The sequence below is a fragment of the Levilactobacillus parabrevis genome, assembly GCF_044051715.1.
GTDB classification, from domain to species: domain Bacteria; phylum Bacillota; class Bacilli; order Lactobacillales; family Lactobacillaceae; genus Levilactobacillus; species Levilactobacillus parabrevis.
In genome coordinates this window covers 2,079,835-2,102,934 of record NZ_CP168688.1, presented here as the reverse complement: position 1 = coordinate 2,102,934, position 23,100 = coordinate 2,079,835, and the positions used below count along the sequence as shown (strand labels likewise).

Annotated in this window: 18 protein-coding genes and 3 tRNA genes; 20 read left to right on the top strand and 1 reads right to left on the bottom strand. The window is 50.1% G+C overall.

All coding sequences use genetic code 11. From position 1 onward, the window contains the following. Positions 1-278: 278 nt before the first annotated feature. From ACEPSU_RS09950 to ACEPSU_RS09905, 10 genes are all read left to right on the top strand, one after another. Complete coding sequence (locus ACEPSU_RS09950) at positions 279-1,760, top strand: peptide MFS transporter (protein ID WP_395321372.1); 1,482 nt, start codon at positions 279-281, stop codon at positions 1,758-1,760. 222 nt (positions 1,761-1,982) lie between these two features. Continuing rightward, on the top strand, positions 1,983-2,798 hold the full coding sequence (locus ACEPSU_RS09945; RefSeq protein WP_395321370.1) for a metallophosphoesterase: 816 nt from the start codon (positions 1,983-1,985) through the stop codon (positions 2,796-2,798). A gap of 84 nt (positions 2,799-2,882) precedes the next feature. Next, positions 2,883-2,965: transfer RNA gene (locus tag ACEPSU_RS09940), tRNA-Tyr, on the top strand. Between the two features lie 10 nt (positions 2,966-2,975). Then, a tRNA-Gln gene (locus ACEPSU_RS09935) sits at positions 2,976-3,047 on the top strand. 730 nt (positions 3,048-3,777) lie between these two features. Beyond that, complete coding sequence (locus ACEPSU_RS09930; RefSeq protein WP_395323379.1) at positions 3,778-6,093, top strand: leucine-rich repeat protein; 2,316 nt, start codon at positions 3,778-3,780, stop codon at positions 6,091-6,093. Positions 6,094-6,405: 312 nt separating this feature from the next. Then, positions 6,406-8,346 carry a S9 family peptidase gene (locus ACEPSU_RS09925; protein ID WP_395321366.1) on the top strand — a complete coding sequence of 647 codons (1,941 nt, stop codon included), beginning with the start codon at positions 6,406-6,408 and terminating at the stop codon, positions 8,344-8,346. A gap of 12 nt (positions 8,347-8,358) precedes the next feature. Then, positions 8,359-9,159 carry a pyrroline-5-carboxylate reductase gene (gene proC / locus ACEPSU_RS09920; protein ID WP_395321364.1) on the top strand — a complete coding sequence of 267 codons (801 nt, stop codon included), beginning with the start codon at positions 8,359-8,361 and terminating at the stop codon, positions 9,157-9,159. A 526-nt stretch (positions 9,160-9,685) separates the two neighbouring features. After that, positions 9,686-10,828: an N-acetylglucosamine-6-phosphate deacetylase gene (gene nagA / locus ACEPSU_RS09915; RefSeq protein WP_260339907.1), complete on the top strand. Its 1,143-nt coding sequence runs from the start codon at positions 9,686-9,688 to the stop codon at positions 10,826-10,828. Between the two features lie 36 nt (positions 10,829-10,864). Then, a complete protein-coding gene (locus tag ACEPSU_RS09910; protein ID WP_020089948.1) occupies positions 10,865-11,566 on the top strand; it encodes a GntR family transcriptional regulator in 702 nt (233 codons plus the stop codon). 57 nt (positions 11,567-11,623) lie between these two features. Next, a complete protein-coding gene (locus ACEPSU_RS09905) occupies positions 11,624-11,746 on the top strand; it encodes a hypothetical protein (RefSeq protein WP_395321361.1) in 123 nt (40 codons plus the stop codon). Positions 11,747-11,881: 135 nt separating this feature from the next. Here ACEPSU_RS09905 and ACEPSU_RS09900 read toward each other — a convergent pair whose 3' ends face one another. Then, complete coding sequence (locus tag ACEPSU_RS09900; RefSeq protein WP_395323377.1) at positions 11,882-12,619, bottom strand: WecB/TagA/CpsF family glycosyltransferase; 738 nt, start codon at positions 12,617-12,619, stop codon at positions 11,882-11,884. A gap of 153 nt (positions 12,620-12,772) precedes the next feature. Between ACEPSU_RS09900 and ACEPSU_RS09895 the strand changes: the two genes are divergently transcribed. From ACEPSU_RS09895 to ACEPSU_RS09850, 10 genes are all read left to right on the top strand, one after another. Next, the gene (locus tag ACEPSU_RS09895; RefSeq protein ID WP_020089945.1) at positions 12,773-14,239 is read left to right on the top strand and encodes a nicotinate phosphoribosyltransferase; all 1,467 of its coding nucleotides are present in this window, start codon (positions 12,773-12,775) and stop codon (positions 14,237-14,239) included. Between the two features lie 90 nt (positions 14,240-14,329). Then, the gene (gene nadE, locus ACEPSU_RS09890) at positions 14,330-15,160 is read left to right on the top strand and encodes an ammonia-dependent NAD(+) synthetase (protein WP_395321357.1); all 831 of its coding nucleotides are present in this window, start codon (positions 14,330-14,332) and stop codon (positions 15,158-15,160) included. Positions 15,161-15,170: 10 nt separating this feature from the next. Continuing rightward, positions 15,171-15,605: a hypothetical protein gene (locus tag ACEPSU_RS09885; RefSeq protein ID WP_125702076.1), complete on the top strand. Its 435-nt coding sequence runs from the start codon at positions 15,171-15,173 to the stop codon at positions 15,603-15,605. 174 nt (positions 15,606-15,779) lie between these two features. Then, positions 15,780-17,975, top strand: a complete 2,196-nt coding sequence (locus ACEPSU_RS09880; RefSeq protein ID WP_395321355.1) for a Tex family protein — start codon at positions 15,780-15,782, stop codon at positions 17,973-17,975. Continuing rightward, positions 17,968-18,447 (top strand): SprT family protein, encoded by a 480-nt coding sequence (locus ACEPSU_RS09875; protein WP_027826011.1) that lies wholly within the window; start codon positions 17,968-17,970, stop codon positions 18,445-18,447. Before ACEPSU_RS09880 ends, ACEPSU_RS09875 begins: the two co-directional genes overlap by 8 nt. 20 nt (positions 18,448-18,467) lie before the next feature. Further along, positions 18,468-19,349: a homoserine kinase gene (gene thrB, locus ACEPSU_RS09870; RefSeq protein ID WP_395321352.1), complete on the top strand. Its 882-nt coding sequence runs from the start codon at positions 18,468-18,470 to the stop codon at positions 19,347-19,349. 81 nt (positions 19,350-19,430) lie between these two features. Continuing rightward, positions 19,431-19,515: transfer RNA gene (locus tag ACEPSU_RS09865), tRNA-Leu, on the top strand. 682 nt (positions 19,516-20,197) lie between these two features. Next, the gene (locus tag ACEPSU_RS09860; protein WP_395321350.1) at positions 20,198-21,640 is read left to right on the top strand and encodes an MATE family efflux transporter; all 1,443 of its coding nucleotides are present in this window, start codon (positions 20,198-20,200) and stop codon (positions 21,638-21,640) included. 153 nt (positions 21,641-21,793) lie between these two features. Further along, complete coding sequence (locus ACEPSU_RS09855) at positions 21,794-22,405, top strand: HAD family hydrolase (protein ID WP_020089938.1); 612 nt, start codon at positions 21,794-21,796, stop codon at positions 22,403-22,405. A gap of 88 nt (positions 22,406-22,493) precedes the next feature. Further along, positions 22,494-22,907 carry a PTS sugar transporter subunit IIA gene (locus ACEPSU_RS09850; RefSeq protein ID WP_020089937.1) on the top strand — a complete coding sequence of 138 codons (414 nt, stop codon included), beginning with the start codon at positions 22,494-22,496 and terminating at the stop codon, positions 22,905-22,907. Positions 22,908-23,100: the final 193 nt, after the last annotated feature.

Genomic DNA, 23,100 nt, shown 5'->3' with positions numbered 1-23,100 from the left:
TTCATTAAAGGAATAATATTCGCCGATCGATGGAAATGAATAAAAAATAAGAGGATTGCATGAGATAGCTAATAATTTCATCATTGTTTTTTGCGCGTGAGGGCGGGGATGGAGACGCTTTTATAACGAAAACCGTTGCGTAACGGGCCTTCATGAAGTATAATTACAACTATGTTTTATTAGAGGTCTATGAGACCCTGCCACAATCGCATTTAGCGAATCAGATTGTGAAATAAAGAAATATTCATTTTAACAAAGGCAATGGAGGTATTATCGTTTTGAATAACAAACCAGAGTCGACCACCCAAGACCGAACTTTCTTCGGTCAACCGCGGGGGTTATCAACGCTGTTCTTCACAGAAATGTGGGAACGGTTCAGTTACTACGGGATGCGTGCCATCCTTATCTACTACATGTACTACTCAATTTCCAAGGGTGGTCTGGGGTTCGATCAAGCAACTGCTGCCTCAGTGATGTCCATCTATGGATCGATGGTTTACCTGTCATCCGTCCTCGGGGGTTACCTGAGTGACCGGGTATGGGGGAGTCGTCGGACCGTCTTCATTGGTGGGATTCTCATCATGTTTGGTCATATCGCTCTGTCTGTGCCAGCTGGCCGGATTGCGCTGTTTATCTCCATTCTGTTGATTGTCTTGGGGACTGGGCTCTTGAAGCCAAACGTTTCCGAAATGGTTGGTGGCCTGTATGACGCCGGGGATACCCGTCGTGATTCCGGTTTTACCATCTTCGTCTTCGGGATTAACTTAGGTTCCCTGGTTGCGCCACTCCTTGTGGGTTGGTTAGGGATGAAATACAACTTCCACTTAGGGTTCTCCTTGGCCGCTATTGGGATGTTCCTGGGATTGGTTCAATACTGGTATGGTGGGAAGAAGTACTTGAGTAAAGACAGTCTTTACCCAACCGACCCATTGGAACCCGGTGACATGAAGAAGTTGGGTGTTCGCTCAGCTGTTGGACTCGTAGCTTTTGCACTGATTGTTCTGTTAATGTTCCTCTTAGGTTCATTGAACTTAAATAACTTCATTCTGTTACTTTCCATCGTGGCCATTGCTACACCAGTCGTTTACTTCACGATCTTCTTAACCAGTAAGAAGGTTACTTCAACTGAACGCAAGCACGTTTGGGCTTACTTAGGTCTCTTCATCGCTGCCGCTATCTTCTGGGCAATTGAAGAACAAGGATCCTCAGTTTTGGCACTGTTCGCCGCTAACCAGACGAACAACCATTTCTTAGGTGTGCACATCTTGCCGTCATGGTACCAGATGTTAAACCCACTGTTTATCCTGATCTACACGCCATTCTTCGCTGCAATGTGGAACCGTTGGGGTAAGAAGCAACCAAGCTCACCAGCTAAGTTTGCAACTGGGATGTTGTTCGCCGGTGCTTCCTACCTGATCATGGTGATTCCAGTCGCTTTGTTTGGGACGAGTTCCAAGGTCAGCCCACTCTGGTTAGTTGGTAGCTGGGCAGTTGTTGAAATTGCCGAATTACTGATCTCCCCAATCGGGTTGTCCGTGACGACCAAGCTGGCACCAAAGGCCTTCCAATCTCAGATGATGAGTATGTGGTTCTTGGCCGATGCCGCTGGGCAAGCCGTCAACGCACAAGTGGTTAAGCTTTACACGCCGGGCAACGAAGCAGGTTACTTCATGGGCGTGGCCATCGTGGCCATCGTCGCTGGGTTGATCATGTTCGTCTTGGTTAAACCAATTAAGAATTTAATGGCCGGTATTAAATAGTCAATATCCACCGGTAAAAGTGCTACTCTATTATGGAGTGGCACTTTTTATTTGGCTTACTGAATCGGACAGTGCACCAGAAAGCTTGGGCATCATATTGAGAGTGACGCCACGAGAGTTGAGATAGTCGTAATGGCATGACCGTCCTCCCTGAGATTAACGGCATCTGGTTCCTAGCATGAATCGCCTTACAATAGAAGTAATGAGAGAGGAGCAATATTTTTGGTTAAAGTAGCGTTAATCAGTGATCTTCATTTCGATGTCAACCGGCAGTCTGTGGATGCACTCTTGCCGCAGCAGGCCGGATATCTCATGCAACAGGGTGTGGGCCTGTATTTAGTTGCCGGAGACATTACCAATCATTTCACACAATCCTTAGACTACGTGACGCGATTACAGCGGTTAATTGCGCCCGCCCAGGTTCGCTTTATTGCTGGAAATCACGACATGTTACATGATGTGACGTATGCGGCCCTTGAGAGCCCCTTAGCGCCGACTTACCTCCATCAGGGGCAATTAGACGTAAGCGGGACTAACTGGCGAATAATCGGCAATAATGGCTGGTACGACTACCAGTTTGCAGACAACCTGGTCGATCGTGACTTTTTAACCTGGAAACGGGCTTTTTGGGTCGATGGCACCATTGAACAGCCACAGTCTGATCCGGAACGGATGGATCACGTGTTAGAAACGGTGACAGGTCAGCTAGAACAAGCTCAGGCTGAGCATAAACGTGTCTTGTTCATGACGCATTTCGTCCCCCACCGGGCGTATATTCGCTATACGGACGATGATCGTTTCTGGAATATGGCAAATGCCATGTTGGGGAGTCCGCGGATGGGGGAATTGCTAGACCGGTACCAAGTAGATGTGGTGCAGTTTGGCCACGTGCACCGTCACTTTGCGCCGCGACAATTTGGACAGACAATCTACTACGATCAGGCGGTGGGGTATCACGGCAAGCGGATCAACGAGTGGTCGCAGACGGATTATTTCACGGAATGGCGCGACCGGCTGCGGTTTCTCGAATTAAAATAAAAATATTTTCTAGAAAAGGCTTGACGATTTATGCAGAATTCTGTATGATAATAAACGTTGATTCGTTACGGCGATTCACGTTTTGGTGGGGTAGCGAAGTCTGGCTAAACGCGGCGGACTGTAAATCCGCTCCTTCGGGTTCGGTGGTTCGAATCCACTCCCCACCATTTTTATTATTGGGCTATAGCCAAGTGGTAAGGCAACAGGTTTTGATCCTGTCATGCGCTGGTTCGAACCCAGCTAGCCCAACTTAGACCAGTCACTGTGTGTGGCTGGTTTTTTTGTGTCCAAATTTGGCTGACAGCTTCTGTCAACAATGTTTTTCAGTCGGCGGTCTTCGCTAAAATGGGACCGATCCGACCGCGGAAAGTCAGAAGGGTACATCGTTTAACGGTCAGCTGTGTGCAGAACAGCTAATGCCAGTCTCACAACAGGTGACGGCCGTGCTACGGACCGATGAGGGTGTACTGCAGGGCCGGTAACTTTGAGCTGAAGAATCCTCAGGACTAAGAAATACTCAAACGAGAATTGCATAGATGTACGGAACAGGACTGAGAAATTCATAAGTCCTGTTTTTTTGCATAAGTGAGTTGTGCGTGACGAAATAAATCGTGGCAAATTTTGAGGGAACGGGTTCGTAAGGATGGATAGAAATCGATATTTTTGCTTAAAATTTGTCGTCAGGCTCCTGATAATGTGTTAAAAATAAAAAAACTTTTTTCGCCACACAATACGGATAGTGTGGCGTAACAATTGCCTGATTCAGTGAACTTTCCATCATTTACTAACATTTAGTACACAGAAAACGGTTTTAATATTGAACAAGTTATCATATCGAGCCTACAATAGCCATAATGGTTTATCCCCTTTGCAGTTAACAATCGCTGGCATTTATTTTTGACCGTGGTACGATGAATATTGTGCTTTTTTATTGAACGATTTTAAATAGACGACAAGAGGTAAGGAGCGGTGGCTGATAATGCGTAACGAAGAGACCCATCAACCGTTAAAAATGCAAAAAGTGAAGCGTTATTGGCTATATGCTGGTATTGCGCTGGTGGGACTAGGCACCGGCATGGCATTGACCACGTCACCAGTTAAGGCGGACGTGCAGGAAGAAGCTTCTCAGGCAATTGATGGCAAGGATATAAGTGACGATGCAAGGGATGTCCAGTTGGACAAGAATAATCTGACCAACGGGAATCCTACGTCAGGAAACGACAACAACGATCCGGATAACGCGTTAGACGCTGACATGGATGGATTAGATGATGGAACGGAAGATGATTCCGAGAAAACAGACGATGAAAAAGTTGAAGAGGCGCCAGCTGATGGCGATACTGCAGATAAAGAAGAGAAGTCCGACTTCACTTTTAGTCAAGATGCCAGTGGCAACTATACGGTCACGGGTTATACCGGCGCCGCACAGCAACAGGCCAATGGGGATGCCCCCGTTGGTGGATACGCGACGGCGATTACTATTCCGGATACGTATCTGGGAAAATCCGTCATTGCAGTCGGTGCCAATGCGTTTAACAATGACGGCACCAGCAATGATCACTTGTCGATTGTCGACAAGTTGACGGCGGTCACGCTTGGTCGTAACTTACAGTGGATCGAAGCGGGGGCCTTTGCGAATAACGCCCTTACTTCGCTTAGCTTTGCGCCGGCCAATAATCTGTGGTCAGTCGGGGAGAATGCCTTTGCAAACAACCGACTAACCGATGTTGACCTAAATCAGGTCGCTCAGATCAATACGGATGCGTTCAAGGGCAATCGGCTGACTTCTTTGGTGATTCCAGAGAAGACGACGAACATTGCCGCGGGGGCGTTTGCAAACAATTCGCTGACGCAACTTACTTTAGGGAGCAATCTGGTAACGGTGGGTACTGGGGCGTTTGCCGATAATCAGATTGCAGGAACGCTGGTGTTGCCAGCGAATCTAACCCAATTAGGCGATTATGCCTTTAAAAATAACGATATCCAGTCAATTGTTTTTAATACTGCCATGAAGCGATTAACGACAGGAGTCTTTGCGGATAATCACTTGACTGGAACCTTAAGTCTACCGATGGGACTACTCAGTGTGGGGGAATCGGCTTTCCGGAATAACCAGTTATCGGGGATAGAGCTCGGAGATTCACTCGAAACGATTGGCGAGAATGCCTTTGCAAACAATCAAATTAGCCACGTTCAAGCGGCTGGCTCAGTGAAAACGTCTATTGGGAACGATGCCTTTAGTGACCAGTCAGCTTCGGTGACCGCTAGTGTGGAGACGACTACCACAGCGGCCTTAGGTGTTAGGGCGGCGATTAAAGCACAATTGGGATTGACCAACCTGGACCTTGCCGGGCTACAGTTTATTTATGGTGGGAATGGCTTGGACTATAACGAGTATGAGGACACCTTGACGCTACCCCAGGACTACGATGACGCAACAATTGCGTTAGAGTTGAAGACGGTCAGCACGGATACGGGAACCTATGGCACGGACGGGCTGGTCTTGAAGCTGGTGCCAATCATCGTTAAGGCAGATCTGCACATTCCAAGCACCAAGGATGGGCAGGATTGGCTTGATAACTGGGTGGCCGATGTCACGGGGCAAATAGGTGCCACGGTGACCATCGCAGTGCCCCAGCTTAAGGGCTACGATGCCCAACCGATTACGGTCAAGGCAACCGTCAATGCTGATGGTACAATCACCACGCAAGACCGCGTGACTTATACACGACTCGCTGCACCGACAACGGGCGGCGGTCACTTTGGCGGTGGCGAAAGCTTGGATATTAGTGGTGAGAGTGATGTGAACATGCCAACGACAGGGAATATGCCCCAGCCTGGCGATCAGCAGAGTGGTCCAAAGGGAACGGCAACTTTACCTGCTACGGAAACTACGACAATCAGTCATTTGCAATCACCCCAACAGACCACTCAAGTCCTGCCATTAGCCGTGCGGTCGCATCGACCGGGCATGGCAACAACAGCGTCAGCTAAGCATACTGTGTGGGGGATGCCAACTTCAGCTAACGGAGAGTCTTTCGCCCAGTCAGCGACTGGTCCAGATGGGATACGGACCACAGCGATGGCGGGGAAAGTCCGGCTACCCGAAAACGGTGGGCAGCGGGCTTCATCCGTGAACGCACATTCAACCCAGGTAAGGCCTGTCACGGCGTCAACCTTGCCTCAGACGGACGACCAGCAATCAGTCTGGCAATGGTTGGGAATCGTGCTACTGGCGGGATTAGGTTGGTTAGGTTTAGGTCGCCGTAAACATCAAAATTCACGCGTGCAATGAAATCGAGCGAAAGCGGGTAAGCTTAGTCTTACCTGCTTTTTTGTTGCCTGGTTTTCATTTCGGCGGATGAAATGGCCCCTTACTTACTACTAATGTAGAAATTGCCGATATAGTCGCATCAACTTGCGAAATTTCGGCAAGATTCGTTTTAATGATGAATTGGGTAAGGGTGGAAAGTATTTGTTGGGAATGTACCTCGCACGATGCCCGGCACAGCAGTCATAATTGACAAGTCAGTCGAACTTCGCTAAAGTCAAACTAATAATTGCTCCAGACCATTTGGAATTTGAACTGAGAAAGTGGGGTCTTGTGATGCCAACAACTGTGCAACCAGAAGACCTGTTTGCCTTGCGTCCATTGGCACAACCAGTGAGTGATGGGAAACGGGTGTACTACTTAGAAAGTTACCTAGACCAGCAGGCGAATGCTGGATTAGCGACTATTTATAGCGTTAGTCTTAAAGATGGCGATGATCAGCGGCAGTGGAGTCCGGATGGTGTGGTGGTCAGCCAGCTGGCACTGAGCCCCGACCGACGTTACCTGGCCTTTAGTGGACGGGTGAACGACCATTCGCAGATGTTTCTGGTGGCGGTCGATGGTGGCACCCCCGAACAGATTACGCACGGCGATACCGATGTCACGAATCCGGTGTGGTCCGCACAGGGAGAGACGTTGTATTTTCAGACAACGGTTGGAGCGCCTAAGCCCAGTGAATTGCCTCAAGTCAAAGTGGTCACGCGGTTGATGTATAAGGCCAACGGTGCGGGTGTCTTACCGGAGAATCTGACGACGCAGTGTATTCGCTACGAATGTGCCACCGGTGATCAATCCGTCGTGTTAGCGCAGTCGATTAACTTCACTGTGACGGCGGCGAATGCTAATGGACTGGTGTATTCACGTGAGCGTTTGCCCGAAGATGAGCACGATTTCAGTACCGGAGTCTACTGGCACGCCTTTGGTGGCGGGACCGATAGCCTATTGAATCAGGATCAGGCGCAGGGCGATTTCGGCAAAGGGGTTCTGAGTCCCGATGGCCGGTACGTTGCGCTGTGGGGACAGGATAATCACATCATGAATGTGTCCCAGTCCCACGCTTGGGTGGTTGATCTGGCGACGACACACTTGACCGACGTGACTGTTCCTCGTGATGTTGAGGTCGGTGACATGTTGGCGGTCGACAGCCAGCAGGGACAGTCCGGACACTGGCTGGCTTGGCGAGATGACGACACGCTGCTGACGGTGGAAAATGAACACGGTCGGCTGAGTGTGATCAGTCAATCACTGACCACCGGGGAAGTGACGCCGCTGTTGGATGGCAACCGAGCCATTACGGATTTCTCGGTCGTCAATGACCACACGTTAGTCTTCACCGAAACGACCATGACCAGTGTCAGCCGCCTGAAAAAGTTGGACCTAACGACGGGACTGGAGGTCGAGTTGGTCAATCCCAATGCCACCTACGAGGCGACCCATACGCTGGTTGATGGCCAACGTTTTACTTTTAAGGGTGCACAGGACTGGCCAATCGAGGGCTGGTACTTCCCACCAGTTACGCCGGCAGCACACCATCCTGCGGTTCTCTACGTCCATGGCGGACCACAGGTTGACTTTGGATACGGCTTCTATCACGAGTTACAGTACTTAGCGGGTGAAGGTTATGGCGTGATCGCCATCAATCCTCGCGGGGGCAATAGCTACGGTCAGGACTTTGAGACGGCTGTGATTGCGCATTACGGTGAGGGTGATTTCGAGGACTTAATGTTGGGAACGGATGCTGCCTTGGCATTGGACCCAACCATCGATCCTAAACAACTCTGCGTGACCGGGGGCTCATACGGGGGCTTCATGACCAACTGGATTGAAACGCACACGGATCGGTTTGCGGCGGCTGTGACACAACGCTCAATTTCCAACTGGATCAGTTTCTACGGCACGAGTGATATTGGGTACTTCTTTACACCTTGGGAGCTTCAACAAGATATGACGGCAATCGACGAACTTTGGAAATTCTCGCCGCTGGCCTACGTGAAGCAGGCAACGACGCCTATTCTGGTGCTCCACGGAGAAGCAGACCTCCGCTGCCCAACTACACAGGGAGAAGAATTCTACGTGGGGCTCAAAGAAGCCGGGGTCGAGACCCAACTGGTCCTGTTCCCCGAGTCAAATCACGAACTCTCCCGCTCTGGGTTACCCAACTTACGAATCGAGCGGTTAAAACGCATTAATCAGTGGTTCAAAGACCATTTACAATAGGAGGAAGTCTAGATGAATATTGGATTTATTGGGGTCGGCGGTATGGCCCAAGCTATCATTTGCGGGTTGCTTAACGCTAAGACGTTTGCACCAGCAGAAATTGTGGTTCACAGTCACCGTGAGGAAAGCTATTTGCCGTATGCCCAGGCGCACGACCTAGTTGCGGCTAAGAGCAATCAGGCAGTCGCTGCGGCTAGTGACTTAATCGTGCTAGCAGTGACGCCAAACGTGGCCCCGGCAGTCTTAGCAGAAATCAAGGATGAACTGACCGCCGATAAAACGTTGATCTCGATTGTAGCCGGCCTATCATTGGCCGACATAGCAACGATTACCGGTGCGGGGCTTCCCACGCTGCGGACGTTGCCCAACGTGAACGTTGAGGTCGGTGCGGGGATGACGGCGGTTGCCGCCAACGCTGCACTGGCCGGTGACCGTTTGACGGCGGCACTGCGGGTGTTTAACACGATTGGGTCGACGACCACGTTAGGTGAGGACCAATTCGGCGTCTTCAGTGCGCTGGCGGGGAGTTCGCCGGCCTATATTGACTTCTTCATCGATAGCTTGAGCAGAGCCGGCGTGAAGCACGGCCTGACCAAGGCCCAAGCCACGGCAATTGCGGCTCAGGCCACGTTGGGTTCAGCTAAGATGGTCCTGAAGAGCGACAAGATTCCGTTTGAACTGATTGACCAGGTCTCCTCACCAGGTGGGAGTACGGTTGCTGGGTTACTGGCGATGGAAGAAGCCGGCCTGATGACGGCGGTGGTCAAGGGCATCGATGCGACGATCAAACGCGATGCCGGGGAAACGGACTAGTTGCTGACGCTACTGTTAATGGGATCACTGACCAAGTTTTAGAGTCCGTGAAAACAAGCGGCACGAGTGCGGCCTAACTATGAAAAAATTTGTGAAAATTATCTACGCGTGTGAGTTGCATTTTTGGTCTATACCGATTACAATGAAAAGTAGGCATTGGTTGGTTCTAGCAGGGTAGCTATAATTATTTTGGCGAGAAGTGACTTGTCAGTTTTAATGAATGAGATGCAGGTATGACTGAGCAACGTTTCGGCTTTAGTGTGGAGGGTGTCTCCATATGAGCCGTGAGGGTGGCGTCAATCAACCCAGCTGTGGGAATTATCTTAGCGGTTTACCGCTTAGATAATTGGTGTCTTTGAAACTCGGTCTATGAGGTTCAAAGACAAGCCGGAAGACCGCACTAAGGCTTCCGGCGCCCGCCCTCAGCGTCCCGGTTGATTGACGCCACCCGGCAAGGCGCTGGTTATATCCAGCTGGGGTACACTAATGCCAGACTAGTTGTTGTCATGTGATGAGGAGGAGACTCATGAGTATTGTCTTAAAGCACGCTAAGATTTATACCGGGGACGACGTGATCCCCGATGGTTACATCCGTTTTGACCAACAGATCGAAGCGGTCGGGCCGGTTGCTGATTTTCAGCCACTGCCCGCCGATGAGATTCACGTGGTTACGGGCCGGACGATTGTGCCCGGTTTTATCGATGTTCATAGCCACGGTGGTTATGGATATGATAGTATGGATGGGGACCCTGAACAGATCGATAAGATGGTCAATCTGATGGTCCATGAAGGGATTACGTCGATTTTCCCCACCACGATGACGCAGTCAAATGAAGCCATCGACCATGCCATGCAGGGAATTGCGGAAGCAGCCCAGCACAATCCGGTGATTCAAGGGGTCCACTTGGAAGGCCCATTTATTGCGGCCATCTTCAAGGGTGCACAACCGGAGAAGTACATTAAGGATCCCGACGTTTCCCTGTTGGATCATTGGAACAAGCTGTCCGGTGGTCGGGTCAAGTTAATTACCTATGCACCAGAGGACCCAGGTTCGAAGGCATTTGAAGCTTACTGTTTGGCCAACAAAATTGTGCCATCCGTGGGCCATTCTAACGCCACGCGAGAACAACTCCTCGAGAGCCGGGCAACCCACGTGACCCATCTGTACAACGCACAGCGAGGCTTGCGTCACAGAGAGCCTGGTGTGACCGGCCATGCCATGCTGGAAGACAATTTGTATTGCGAATTGATCTGCGATGGCTTCCACATTGTGCCGGATATGATAAAATTGGCTTATGAACAAAAGGGGCCACACCGGTTGGAACTGGTGACCGACTCCATGCGTGCCAAGGGGATGCCAGAAGGTGTCAGTGAACTTGGCGGGCAAAAGGTGATTGTGAAAGACCGTCAAGCGCGGTTGGAAAGCGGCAATTTAGCCGGTTCCGTCTTGCGGTATGACGAAGCCTTCAGAAACATCATGGACTTTACCGGTTGTGATATGAATGACGCCGTGCAAATGAGTTCGGTCAACCAAGCCGAAGAATTCAACTTGACGCAAAAGGGCAAGTTAGTTCCCGGCCGCGATGCTGACCTGAACCTCTTCACCCGTGATTTACAGCTGGAAACGACCTACAGTTTAGGGCGGAAGTTCAGTCAAGAATCCAAGTAAAAATTTAGTTGTATTTTCAGAAGGGACGTAGGTGCTGTGAGCTCACCGATTTATATTCAAATTCATAATGACATTAAACGCGCTATTGAGGCAGGAAAGTGGGCGGTTGGCGACCGAATTCCGTCCGAACGAGAACTGTCTCGAGATTTTGATGTGAGTCGGATGACGCTCCGTCAGGCGATTCAGACCCTGGTTGATGAGGGGATTCTGGAGCGCCAGGTGGGGTCCGGAACCTACGTGGCCAATCAGAAGGTTCAAGAAAAGATGTCCGGGGTCACGAGTTTTACCGATCTGATGTTGGCCCAGGGTAAACAACCTGCCAGCAAGACCATTTCGTATCACGTGATGAGTCCATCACTCAGCGAGGCGGAGAAGCTGAAGTTGCATGAGGACGAGCAGGTACTACGGATGGAACGGATTCGGTTTGGAGACGATGTCCCGATTTGTTTTGAAGTGGCCACGGTACCAGAACATTTGGTGGACGGCCTCAGCAAGCAAGAGGTGACCAGCTCTCTGTACCGGGCGTTGGAAGACAAGAAGAATTTAAACCCGGGGAAGGCCCAACAGACGGTCTCCGCCATGTCTGCTTCCGAACGGATCGCCGAGTTCTTGAAGATCAAGCGTGGCGATGCCATTTTGCGGTTACGACAGGTGACCTATCTGCAAGATGGGACGCCATTTGAATACGTGCGGACGCAGTATGTCGGCGAACGGTTCGAGTTTTATCTTGAAAAATAAATTAGAGGGAGCTGGACGGTGTGTTCGGCTCCTTTTTTGAAAAAGGAATGGTGTGAAATGAAGAAGGAGCAGCGGTTTGAAGTCACCCCTACCAAGGCTGACGGCGGCGTGTCGTTTGACGTCGTGACGGATAAGCAAACGGGGGTAATACGTGTTGGCCTCCAACTATATTGGCAGTAGCTTAACTGTGTTGGTCGATAAGGAGGGTAAGCCACTGTTGAAACGGGAGAGCCTGACGTAATCAAAAAGGCACCATCCACAGTGGGACGATGCCTTCGTATGAAAGTGAAACTGAGTATTAATGAGAATCGTAGTCTACGAACGCTGGCGTTTGGCCTGTTGCCGAACCAGATGTAGGTAGTGGGGAATCACGGCGATACGCTTCAAGCGTTTGGGTTCCTTAACCGTGCGGTAGAACCATTCCAAGTGATGGTCTTGCCAGAATTTTGGTGCCCGATCGACAGCGCCAGCAAGCACGTCGAAGCTCCCACCGACGCCCATCCACAGGCCTTTGGTCATGTGACGATGGGTAGCCACGAACTCTTCTTGTTTCGGGAAGCCAAGAGCGGCGAAGACCATATCAGGCTGTGTCCGTTGAATATCGGCAATGATGGCCGTATCGTCCTTGAAGTAGCCATCGTGAATTCCGGCGATGATCAGCCCAGGATAGTCGCGCGGTAGCTTTTGTTTCAAGGTGGCGATGACTTCGGGCTTGGCTCCGACAAAGTAGGCTGAACGGTGATGATCGCTGGCCCACTGAAGCAGCCTGATCAGGGTGTCAAAGCCGGTGATTCGTTCGGGCAAAGGTTGCTTCAGAATCTTAGCACCATCGAGAATCCCGATGCCGTCCGGTGTAATAAAGTCGGCGGACTGAACGAGTTGCTTGTAGGCGGGATTGTGGTGGGCGTACATCACGATTTCTGGATTAGCGGTCACCACGAAGGTATTTTGTTGCGCGATGATGCGCTGTTGAATGGTTTGTTGGAAGTTAGCAGCGGTGGTCTTGACGAAGGGTAAGTCGAGCACCGTTACGGTAGAAAATGAAGGTTGCATGGGGTCTCCTTTCGAGATGGTCATGCCAACGAATAAAGCCGGCGCGACCGTACTAAATAGTATGACGCTCTGTGTGATTCATGCTAAAATAAGTCTATTAGATTAAAATATGAAACAGTCCAGCTTGAAAACTAGCTAAGGGAGTAGCTCATTATGACGAATTTGTATCCTGACGACAGTTTGACTCTGCACACGGATGCCTACCAGATCAATATGATTCAGACGTATTATCAACAAGGGATTGCCGACAGACACGCTGTTTTTGAAGTGTTTTTCCGTGACATGCCGTTTCATAACGGTTATGCCGTGTTTGCTGGTTTGGAGCACATCGTTAATTATATCCAAAATCTGCACTTTTCCCAAGCGGACATTGAATATTTACGAGAAGCTGAAGAATATCCAGAAGATTTTCTGGACTATCTTGCTAATTTTAAATTCCGAGGCTCGATCCGTTCCGCCGTTGAAGGCGAACTGGTCTACGCTCACGAACCAATCTTACAGGTGGAAGGGCCCCTGGCTGACTGCCAGTTAGTGGAAACGGCCATTCTTAATATTGTGAATTATCAAACATTGATTGCCACGAAGGCCGCCCGGATTCGTTCCGTGGCTGGTGACGATGCGTTGATGGAATTCGGAACGCGGCGGGCGCAGGAATTTGACGCCGCTATCTGGGGGACGCGAGCTGCCTATATTGGTGGTTTTGACGCGACCTCTAACGTGCGGGCCGGCAAGATTTTTGGAATTCCAATCAGTGGGACCCACGCTCATGCGCTCGTGCAGACTTACGGCAACGATTACGATGCCTTTATGGCTTACGCCCAGACCCATCACGACTGTGTCTTCTTGGTTGACACTTATGATACATTGCGCAGTGGGGTGCCGAATGCGATTAAAGTTGCCAAGGAACTTGGCGACAAGATTAATTTCCAAGGTGTGCGGATCGACTCCGGCGATATGGCCTACCTGTCCAAGCGGGTGCGTCAAAAGTTAGACGAGGCCGGTTTCCCCAATGCTAAAATATTTGCGTCCAATGACCTCGATGAAAAAACGATTCAAAGTCTCAAGATGCAGGATGCTAAGATTGATGTCTGGGGGATTGGAACGAAGCTGATCACCGCCTTTGACCAGCCAGCGCTGGGAGCCGTCTACAAGATGGTGGCTATTGCTGATGATGCCGGTAAGATGAAAGGTACGATTAAGCTGTCCAACAACGCCGAAAAGGTGACAACGCCAGGCAAGAAGCAGGTTTGGCGAATCACCAAGCGTGCCGATGGGAAGACCGAAGGGGATTACGTAACCTTGGCGGATGAAGATCCGCGTAGCGAGGAAACGATTTTCATGTTCCATCCTAGCTTTACCTATATCAATAAGACGGTTAATGACTTTAATGCACGGCCAATTCTTCAGTCGATCTTTGAAGATGGCAAGCTGACCTACAAGTTGCCAGCATTGTCAGCAATCCGTGATCGTTGTCGGGGTGCCTTGGCCAATCTTTGGCCAGAGTACAAACGGGACTTGAATCCGCAGAAATATCCCGTTGACCTTTCCCAAGATTGCTGGGATCACAAGATGGCCATTATCAAGAAAATTCACACCTACGTGCAAAAGATGCCTGAATAATCACGTATTACGGGTCGCGGTACCCAGCATTTAAGGACGCAGTTATTGCGGCTGGGTATCGTGGCCTGATTTAATTAGGGGGCAAGCAACATGCGAGCAATGCAAAAAGAGATTATTGAAGCGTTGAAGGTTCAACCCACCATTGATCCGGCCAAGGAGATTCGGCGTAGTGTCGACTTTCTAAAAGCGTATCTGAAACGCTATGACTTTTTAAAGACGTTAGTTCTCGGAATTTCCGGCGGGCAAGATTCAACGTTGGCGGGAATTCTGTGTGAACAAGCCGTGACGGAATTGCGTCAGGAAACCAATGACAGCAGTTATAAGTTTATTGCGGTACGGTTACCTTATGGCGAACAGGCCGATGAGGACGATGCCATGATGGCCATCGATGTCATGGGTGCTGACGAGACGCAGCGGGTCAATATCAAGGACGCAGCGGACGCCATGGAGGCCGCAGTGACGGCGAACCACAATACCGTGAGTGACTTCAATAAGGGAAATATCAAGGCACGGCAACGGATGATCGCGCAGTATGCCATCGCCGGGGCCCACGCCGGTGCTGTGGTCGGAACCGACCACGCAGCCGAAGCCATCACCGGGTTCTACACGAAATATGGTGACGGTGCGGCGGATATTTGTCCCCTTTGGCGGTTGGATAAGCGTCAGGGAGCGTCTATGTTGGCTTACCTGGGGGCACCAGAAAACCTCTACAAGAAGGTGCCAACGGCTGATTTGGAAGATGATCGACCAGCGCTGCCCGATGAGGTGGCGTTGGGTGTCCGGTATGCGGATATCGACGACTACCTTGAAGGCCGCGACGTGAGTGACCAGGCGGCTGAAAAGATTGAAGGTTGGTACCGGAAGACCGCGCACAAGCGGCACTTACCGGTGAACATTTACGATACTTTTTGGAAAGACTAGGTGATTAGTGATGCGCAAGAGTAATATGAGTGGTTACATCAACGTTTTAAGTAAGGTGCTTCAAGGAACCGAAGATGAAGCTGGCGAAATGAATAGCGACTTTGAAAAGGTTCGGGCAGCTATCGACAACGATACGGTCAGTGACCTTTCCCAAGTGGACTTGCAAAAGATTGTCGACAACTTCCAACGGGGAACCGATGGCTATGAGGACAAGCTGAACAAGCTCGAACAGGCCAGTGCGCCGGTACGGATTCTGGGTAAGCACAAGTCATTGGTGGCAGCGTTCCGCGTTTACACGGAAGCTTGCCAAGCGATGACTGATAGCATCAACGTGGAAGCCCAAACGGTAGATGTTGACGCCTTCAATCAATCTGAAAAGACACAAGAAAATGCCATGGAAAAGGTTACCGCTGCCACGCAACGGATTATGACCAGTCCCATGTAAGACGAAGGATGTCACTCATTTCGAGCGGCATCCTTTTTGTTCGCTTGGGGGATAAGACCGTTGTGGTGGTGGGATTCTGGTGAGCGAGGGCCGGCAAATTTTGACCGTAAGTCAGCCGGTGTTCCTGCTAACCATGGTATAATGCAGGTATGATTACAATGACGGAGGGTTTGCATGGCAAGAGAGAATGAAGAACAGCTCAGCGCCTTGGCACGGCCAGTTCACCAGCAACTAAGTCAGTACCGAGTGCAGCAGATTCAGGCGGTCCTGACCCTCATGGATGAGGGAAATACGGTACCGTTCATTGCACGTTATCGAAAGGAACGGACCGGCTCGTTGGACGAAGTCGCCATTCGAGAGATTGAAGACGAAGCGAACCGTTTATCTAAATTAAATAAGCGGCGGCAAGATGTGTTGAAGACAATTGCTGACCAGCAGGCTTTGACGCCACAGCTCAAGCAGAATTTAGAGCACGCGACGACCTTGCAGCAGGTCGAGGATTTGTACTTACCCTATAAGAAAAAACGGCAGACTAAGGCAACGATTGCGGCGCAGCATGGGCTAAAGCCGTTGGCAGAGTGGCTGTTGACCTTTCCGCAAGAGAATTTGGATGCGCGGGCCCGGCAGTACGTGAAGCCGGAGCAAGACTTACCGGATCTGGCGGCTGTCTGGGACGGGGTTCACGAGATCTTAGCGGAGACGTTTAGTGAACAGGCGGCTTTTCGGGAATGGATTCGGCATTACACGTGGCAGCATGGTGAATTGACCAGTAAACTACGGCGCGGTGCAAAGGATCGTGATGAGCAGCAGGTTTACGCGACCTATTACGAGTTTAACCAGCGTCTGAATCAGTTGCCACCATACCGGGTCTTGGCGATTAACCGTGGTGAACGGGAGAAAATTCTGTCCGTGGGAATCGATATTGATGCCACGTCAATTCTACAGTATGGACATTTTCGTTTAGTCGGCCAGCACAAGGGTCCGGCTGTGGCCAAGATCGAAGCGGCCTTTGCGGATGCCTACAAGCGATTCTTGGGGCCAGCGATTGAACGGGAATTGCGGCGGCAGTTGACCGATCGAGCTGATGAGCACGCCATTCAGGTCTTTGGCAATAACTTGTATCACTTGTTGATGCAAGCGCCACTGAAGGGGAAGGTCGTGATGGGCTTTGACCCGGCATACCGGACGGGTTGCAAGTTGGCCATCATGGACGCCAACGGCCGGTTCCTGACTAAGCAGGTGATTTACCCGCATAAGCCTGCCAGTGGTAAGCAACGCGCGGCAGCGGGACCAGCCTTTAAGCAATTATTAGAGCAGTATCACGTCGAAATGATTGCCATTGGTAATGGAACGGCGAGTCGGGAATCCGAAGAGTTCGTCAGCGATATTTTAAAGACGTTGGATCATCCAGTCTATTATGTGTTGGTCAACGAGGCGGGGGCGTCGGTCTACTCGGCGAGTGCGAATGCCCGGGCTGAGTTCTCAGATCTCCACGTTGAGGAACGGTCGGCTGTCAGCATTGGCCGGCGGTTGCAGGATCCCCTGGCCGAGTTGGTCAAAATTGATCCGAAGGCAGTTGGCGTAGGACAATATCAACACGATGTGCCCGAGAAAGCTTTAGATGAACAGTTGGATCGCGTCGTGGAAACGGCGGTCAACCAGGTAGGGGTCAACGTGAATACGGCGAGTCCGGAATTACTTACCCATATCTCTGGGTTGACGGCGACGACGGCACAAAACATTGTGACGTATCGTAACGATAACGGGGCCTTTGCCAGCCGTAAAGAACTGCAGAAAGTTCCCCGCCTTGGGCCCAAGGCTTATCAACAATCGGTGGGGTTCCTTCGCATCATTGGCGGTCAGGAACCCCTGGACAATACGGATATTCATCCTGAAAGTTATTCGGCGACGCGCCAATTATTACAGGGGTTGACCGGTGAGAGAGCAGCGATCGGTACACCCAAACTGCAGCAGGAGTTAGCTCAGTTGAACCAGGATAAGTGGGCAGTGGAGTTGGGTGTGGGTCGTGAAACCTTAGCCGATATCATCGCCGGGCTGAGTAAGCCAGGACGAGATCTGCGGGATACGATGCCGGCACCCCTGTTGCGACAAGATGTGTTAACGATGGCTGATTTAAAGCCGGGGATGGAACTACAAGGGACCGTCCGCAACGTGGTCGACTTTGGTGCGTTCGTTGATATCGGTGTGAAACAAGACGGCTTGGTCCACATTTCCCAGTTAGCGGATCACTACGTCAGTGACCCGAGTGCGGAAGTGACGATTGGGGATGTCGTGACGGTTTGGGTGTTGACCGTTGATGAGAATCGACAACGAATTCAGCTGACGATGCGGACTGATGGTCATGACTAATCAGGAACTGCAACAGTTGGTGGAACGAATTTCACTAGAGAGCTTTGGCAAGCCATTTCGACACCGTGCCTGGTTCAATGCCCGACTGCGAACAACAGGAGGGCGTTACCAGCTCAAAGATCACAGTATTGAGATCAATCCCAAAATGCTAACGGACTACGGCGAAGCGACGTTAGTGGGAATCATTAAGCATGAGCTTTGCCATTACCACCTACACTTGGCGGGGCAATCCGGGCAACATCGGACGCGCGCATTTCGAGAATTACTCCAACAGGTAGGGGGCTTACGATTTGCGCCAGCGCCGAAGCAAGCGCAACCGAAGCCGCGTCGTTGGCAACTATACGTGTGTCAGCACTGTGGGCAGAAGTATTACCGCGCGCGACGAATTGATGTTTCGAAGATGGTGTGTGGGCGATGCCACGGTCGGCTAGTTTGGCAGAAGACGGTCGTGGCGGTGCAACGTCCGCGTTAAAATTAGGAGGTCAGTGAATTATGGGAAAAACAATTATTCGAGTACCAGCAACGTCGGCGAACATGGGTCCCGGCATTGATTCCATTGGTGCTGCGCTGCATCTGTACTTAACGGTTATTATTGAAGAAAAGACGGAAAAATGGCGGGTCAACCATGCATTGGGTACCAGTATTCCCCGTGATGAAAACAACCTGATGGTGCAGACGGCGCTGAAGGTGAACCCGAAGTTGCAGCCGCACCAGCTGACGGTAATGTCCGATATTCCAGTATCCCGTGGATTGGGTAGTTCCACGAGCGCTGTGATTGCTGGCATTAAGATTGCCAATGAATTGGGCGAGATGGACCTGACGATTCCAGATCAATTGAACTGGGCGGTTAAGCTCGGTGGTGAGCTGGACAACGTGGCCCCGGCTCTGATGGGACAAGCGGCCGTTGCAACGGTCAACGATGGCGTTGCCGACGCCATCAAATTGCCGTTACCCGATTTACAAGCGTTGGTCTTTATCCCAGGACAAAAGTTGTTGGCTCAGAAGAGTCGTAAGGCGTTGCCCAAGCAAGTGTCCTTCGATACAGCGGTTCATGCCAGCAGTGTGGCGAACGTCTTGGTGGCTGCCCTGTTAAAGGAAGACTGGGAATTGGCAACAAAGCTGATTGAACAGGATGAATTCCACGAACAGGCGCGGTCACAGCTCGTTCCTGAACTGAATCAAATTCGCGAGGCCGCTCATGAACTTGGCATTGTCGGGACCTATCTGAGTGGAGCTGGTCCAACCGTTGTGACGTTCGGAACTTCAGCACAATTGACTTTATTGCGGACTAAGCTTACAAACGCTGATTTACCAGGTAGTTTGCGCATTTTAGAGCTCGATCAAGACGGTGCAACCGTCCTGACGGATGCATAATTTTAAATTTTTTTGAATTAACTTGCAAAAAAATATTGTCACTGCCCGAATCATTTGGTATACTATTTCTTGTGAGTTAATGCGGCCATGGCGGAATTGGCAGACGCGCAAGATTAAGGATCTTGTCCGGGTAATCCGGGTGGAAGTTCGAATCTTCTTGGCCGCATAACGATTATAGAGACACTGATCAGTTTATCTGGTTGGTGTCTTTTTTATTGATCTGAAATGTGGTAAGGCTTATTGGACAAGTGGATTTAGGTTAACCAGTGTTTTGGACGTTTTGAAAAAATGGGAAGCTACTAGAGCATGAGAGCTTTATACCATCGATTGCTTGGAACAGACTAGTGGTGTAAGCCTATTGTGGAAGAAAGGCCAGTTAATTTAGAAGATATCGGAGAGCTTCATACGACAGCTTGTTTTTGCTTAGCAATTGGTGAAATTTTCATAAATAAGTCAGATAGCCGTTTATTTATGAAAACAGGCGCATCTCACGGATACCAGTTTTGTTAGCATAAGGGTGCTAGATGCTGATTAAACCTGTTTTCAGTAAAGATTATGTAAAGGCACTTGAAGTTATGAATAATCTGCTTAAAATAGGTCGGTAGAACTCGAAATCAAGGTCGAATGTGCCCGTTAAATGACAAACAGATAACATTTTCGCTACGCAATCGTTTTCAGGTGAAATGGGTCTTCAAAAATCATTAAGAAGGGCGTATTATTGAAAACTAATCGAGCATTTATGAAAATTTTCATAGTTTTCGAGCAAATAGGCTGACAAATTGGTTAGCAGGCGTTATAGTAGTAATCCTGTGCCAACGGTTGGCAAAATTTTAAAAGGAGGTCGGCGCATGAACGACTTAACTAAGGGTAACTCCCTCAAACTCATTTTCTTTTTTACGATTCCACTTTTAATTGGTAACTTATTTCAGCAATTATATAACGTTTCTGATACTGTGGTTGTGGGGCAAACCTTAGGGGTCAAAGCGCTGGCTGCGGTGGGGGCAACGGGCTCCATCAACTTTTTGATTATTGGTTTCGCGCAAGGATTAACTGCTGGGTTGGCCATTATTACGGCTACGCGTTATGGTGCACGTGACTACAAGGGTGTACGGAAGTCATTTGCTGCGAGCATTGTCATCTCGATTTTAATGACGGTTGTCTTGACCGTATTGGCGTTGACGTTTGTTGACCCGATCCTGCATCTCATGCAAACGCCAGCCTCCATTTTTGAAAATGCCCGGATCTTTATCAGCACCATTTTTGCCGGAATTTTTGCTTCAATGGCCTTCAACTTACTTTCAAACATTATTCGGGCTCTCGGGGATTCCCGGACACCACTGATCTTCTTAATGATCGGAACGGTGATCAACGTTCTATTGGAATTACTCTTTATCTTAGTCTTTCACATGGGGGTTGCTGGTGCCGGTTGGGCAACGGTTATCTCACAGGTCATTGCGTCTCTGCTCTGTGTAGTCTACATCGTTCGGTCCATTCCGTTACTGCACATCTCCAAGGACGACTTTAGAATTGACTTCCACGAGCTGTGGGACCACTTCTCTACGGGGATGCCGATGGGTTTTCAACTGTCGATCATCGCAATTGGAACGATGGTGATGCAGGCAGCCCTGAACTCATTAGGGACAGACTCCGTTGCCGCTTCTACCGCTGCTTCCAAGGTTGATCAATTGTGTTCCCTGCCAATGTCATCCTTTGGTGTAACAATGGCGACTTTTGCTGCCCAAAACTTTGGGGCATCGAAGTACAGCCGGATCATGGAAGGGGTCAAGAAGACTCTTTGGTTATCTGGAAGTTTCGCCGTCTTTGCCGGTGGTTTGGTTATTTTCTTCGGGAAGCCAATTGTGACGCTGATCATCGGAACTGCTGATGAGAACGTCATTCGGTTATCACAGACCTACTTCAACATTATTGGGAGTAGTTACCTGTTATTGAGTGTCCTCTTTATCATTCGGAACACCCTCCAAGGTCTTGGGCGACGGGTATTGCCAACGCTGGCTGGTGTTGGTGAATTAACCATGCGCGTCTTTGCCGCGGTATTCATGGTTGGGGCATTCGGCTATGCCGGTGCCGTATCAGCGGAACCACTGGCTTGGTTGGGCTCCTGCGCTATTCTGGTACCGTCTTGGATTCGTGCCGTCAAGCAACTGCGGAACCTGCAACGTTCTGTGGATGTTGTTGAAGGTAAGACGACGGAAGAACAGGCAGCTGTTGCGTCACAAACGGCAGCAACCCAACCTCGTTTGGCCGGAGCACAGCCTAAATTAGAGTCTTAGCATTAAGCGTGATACACTAGAGGTGGTCGTTTTTAAGCGGCTACCTTTTTTGACGAAAAACAGACGGTAGTGGCTGACTAACTGACTTTGACTGCTAGCTGAGTGGTTTACTCGGTGACGTGGCTACCCGCTAATCAAGGAGTGCTTAACGAAATGAAGAGTTTTATTTTTGATATTGATGGAACCCTGCTGGACACGGAAGCGATGTACATTAAGTCCCTTCAGGCTATTTTGCATGAGCGGGGGATGGATCGCCCGTATGCTGAACTGGCGACGACCTTTGGCATTCCAAGTCGTGATGCATTGATTCGATTAAAGGTTCCGGAAGTTGAGAAAGTTTTGGCCTTATGGGGTCCACGTACGCAAGCTTATCGTGAGACGGTTGCCGTTTACCCAGGGGTTAAAGCCGCTCTGCAACAGTTGAAGGATGCCGGTGCCCAGTTGGCCGTCATGACCTCTAAACAGAAATTTGAGTATGAACGTGACGTGGTTGGTGAAGGCTTGGCGGATTACTTTACACAGCACGTTATTGCCGAGGACGTCGCACATGGCAAACCGGATCCGGACGGCATTTTGTTAGCAATGGCGCGGCTGCATGCGGACCCAGCGTCCACCATTTATGTTGGCGACACGGATTACGATGTTCGTGCCTCACAGGCCGCACACGTGACCTTTGGGTTTGCAGGTTGGAACGGCAAACAACCGAATGGCTTTACACCAGATATGACGTTTGCGCAACCGAAGGATATGTTGAAATTGCTGTAAAGTAGTTGTTCTAGAAGTTTTGTGCTATATTTGTCTCGAACGGTTTTTCAGAAAGCCGTAATTGTGGTATCACCAAAGGGGTGGCAGGATGCTTGCCATAATCGTCACAGGTCACGGTGAATTTACCCGTGGCATCTTACAGAGTGCCGAGATGATCTTCGGTAAAGCGCAGAAAGTTATGGCCGTGACTCTAGGGCCCAACGAGAGCGTGGAGGATTTGGTCAATCATTATCGTGTAGCTATTCAGAGCATGCAACCCGTTTCGGAGTTGTTATTTCTGGTTGATTTATGGGGTGGTGCGCCTTTTAATGCGGCGCAACAGGTTGTTGCCCAGGCACCAGAGAAGTATGGCTTAATTGCGGGGCTCAATCTGCCCATGCTGATTGAAGCACTGACGATTCAAGACCAACCGCTTGAGCTCGTCGTTCCTCATCTCGTTCGTGCAGCGCAGGGGGGTGTTCGTCACCTTGATTTGTCTGCACAGGATGACGATGAAGATTAAGTCGAATATGTTGAGATTACGAGAAGTCTTGCCAAGTTGGGTGAGGCTTTTTTATTTTGGAAAGCGCCAATTTGTGTGGTGATAAGTACACCAGCATCCGTTCTGTGGCGGAGTGGATGGTCTTTAAAGACCGCGGGCGGATGCGTAAGCGGCTGAGACAGGAATCTAGGCTTCCTAGATGTAAAGTGAATGG

Excerpts from the sequence above, each read along its gene's own strand:
- ACEPSU_RS09925 (WP_395321366.1), top strand. The coding sequence starts at position 6,406 with ATGCCAACAACTGTGCAACCAGAAGACCTGTTTGCCTTGCGTCCATTG.
- ACEPSU_RS09895 (WP_020089945.1), top strand. The coding sequence starts at position 12,773 with ATGACGAATTTGTATCCTGACGACAGTTTGACTCTGCACACGGATGCC.
- ACEPSU_RS09860 (WP_395321350.1), top strand. The coding sequence starts at position 20,198 with ATGAACGACTTAACTAAGGGTAACTCCCTCAAACTCATTTTCTTTTTT.
- ACEPSU_RS09850 (WP_020089937.1), top strand. The coding sequence starts at position 22,494 with ATGCTTGCCATAATCGTCACAGGTCACGGTGAATTTACCCGTGGCATC.
- proC (WP_395321364.1), top strand. The coding sequence starts at position 8,359 with ATGAATATTGGATTTATTGGGGTCGGCGGTATGGCCCAAGCTATCATT.
- ACEPSU_RS09885 (WP_125702076.1), top strand. The coding sequence starts at position 15,171 with ATGCGCAAGAGTAATATGAGTGGTTACATCAACGTTTTAAGTAAGGTG.
- ACEPSU_RS09880 (WP_395321355.1), top strand. The coding sequence starts at position 15,780 with ATGGCAAGAGAGAATGAAGAACAGCTCAGCGCCTTGGCACGGCCAGTT.
- nagA (WP_260339907.1), top strand. The coding sequence starts at position 9,686 with ATGAGTATTGTCTTAAAGCACGCTAAGATTTATACCGGGGACGACGTG.
- thrB (WP_395321352.1), top strand. The coding sequence starts at position 18,468 with ATGGGAAAAACAATTATTCGAGTACCAGCAACGTCGGCGAACATGGGT.
- ACEPSU_RS09900 (WP_395323377.1), bottom strand. The coding sequence starts at position 12,619 with ATGCAACCTTCATTTTCTACCGTAACGGTGCTCGACTTACCCTTCGTC.
- nadE (WP_395321357.1), top strand. The coding sequence starts at position 14,330 with ATGCGAGCAATGCAAAAAGAGATTATTGAAGCGTTGAAGGTTCAACCC.
- ACEPSU_RS09905 (WP_395321361.1), top strand. The coding sequence starts at position 11,624 with ATGAAGAAGGAGCAGCGGTTTGAAGTCACCCCTACCAAGGCTGACGGC.
- ACEPSU_RS09875 (WP_027826011.1), top strand. The coding sequence starts at position 17,968 with ATGACTAATCAGGAACTGCAACAGTTGGTGGAACGAATTTCACTAGAG.
- ACEPSU_RS09855 (WP_020089938.1), top strand. The coding sequence starts at position 21,794 with ATGAAGAGTTTTATTTTTGATATTGATGGAACCCTGCTGGACACGGAA.
- ACEPSU_RS09930 (WP_395323379.1), top strand. The coding sequence starts at position 3,778 with ATGCGTAACGAAGAGACCCATCAACCGTTAAAAATGCAAAAAGTGAAG.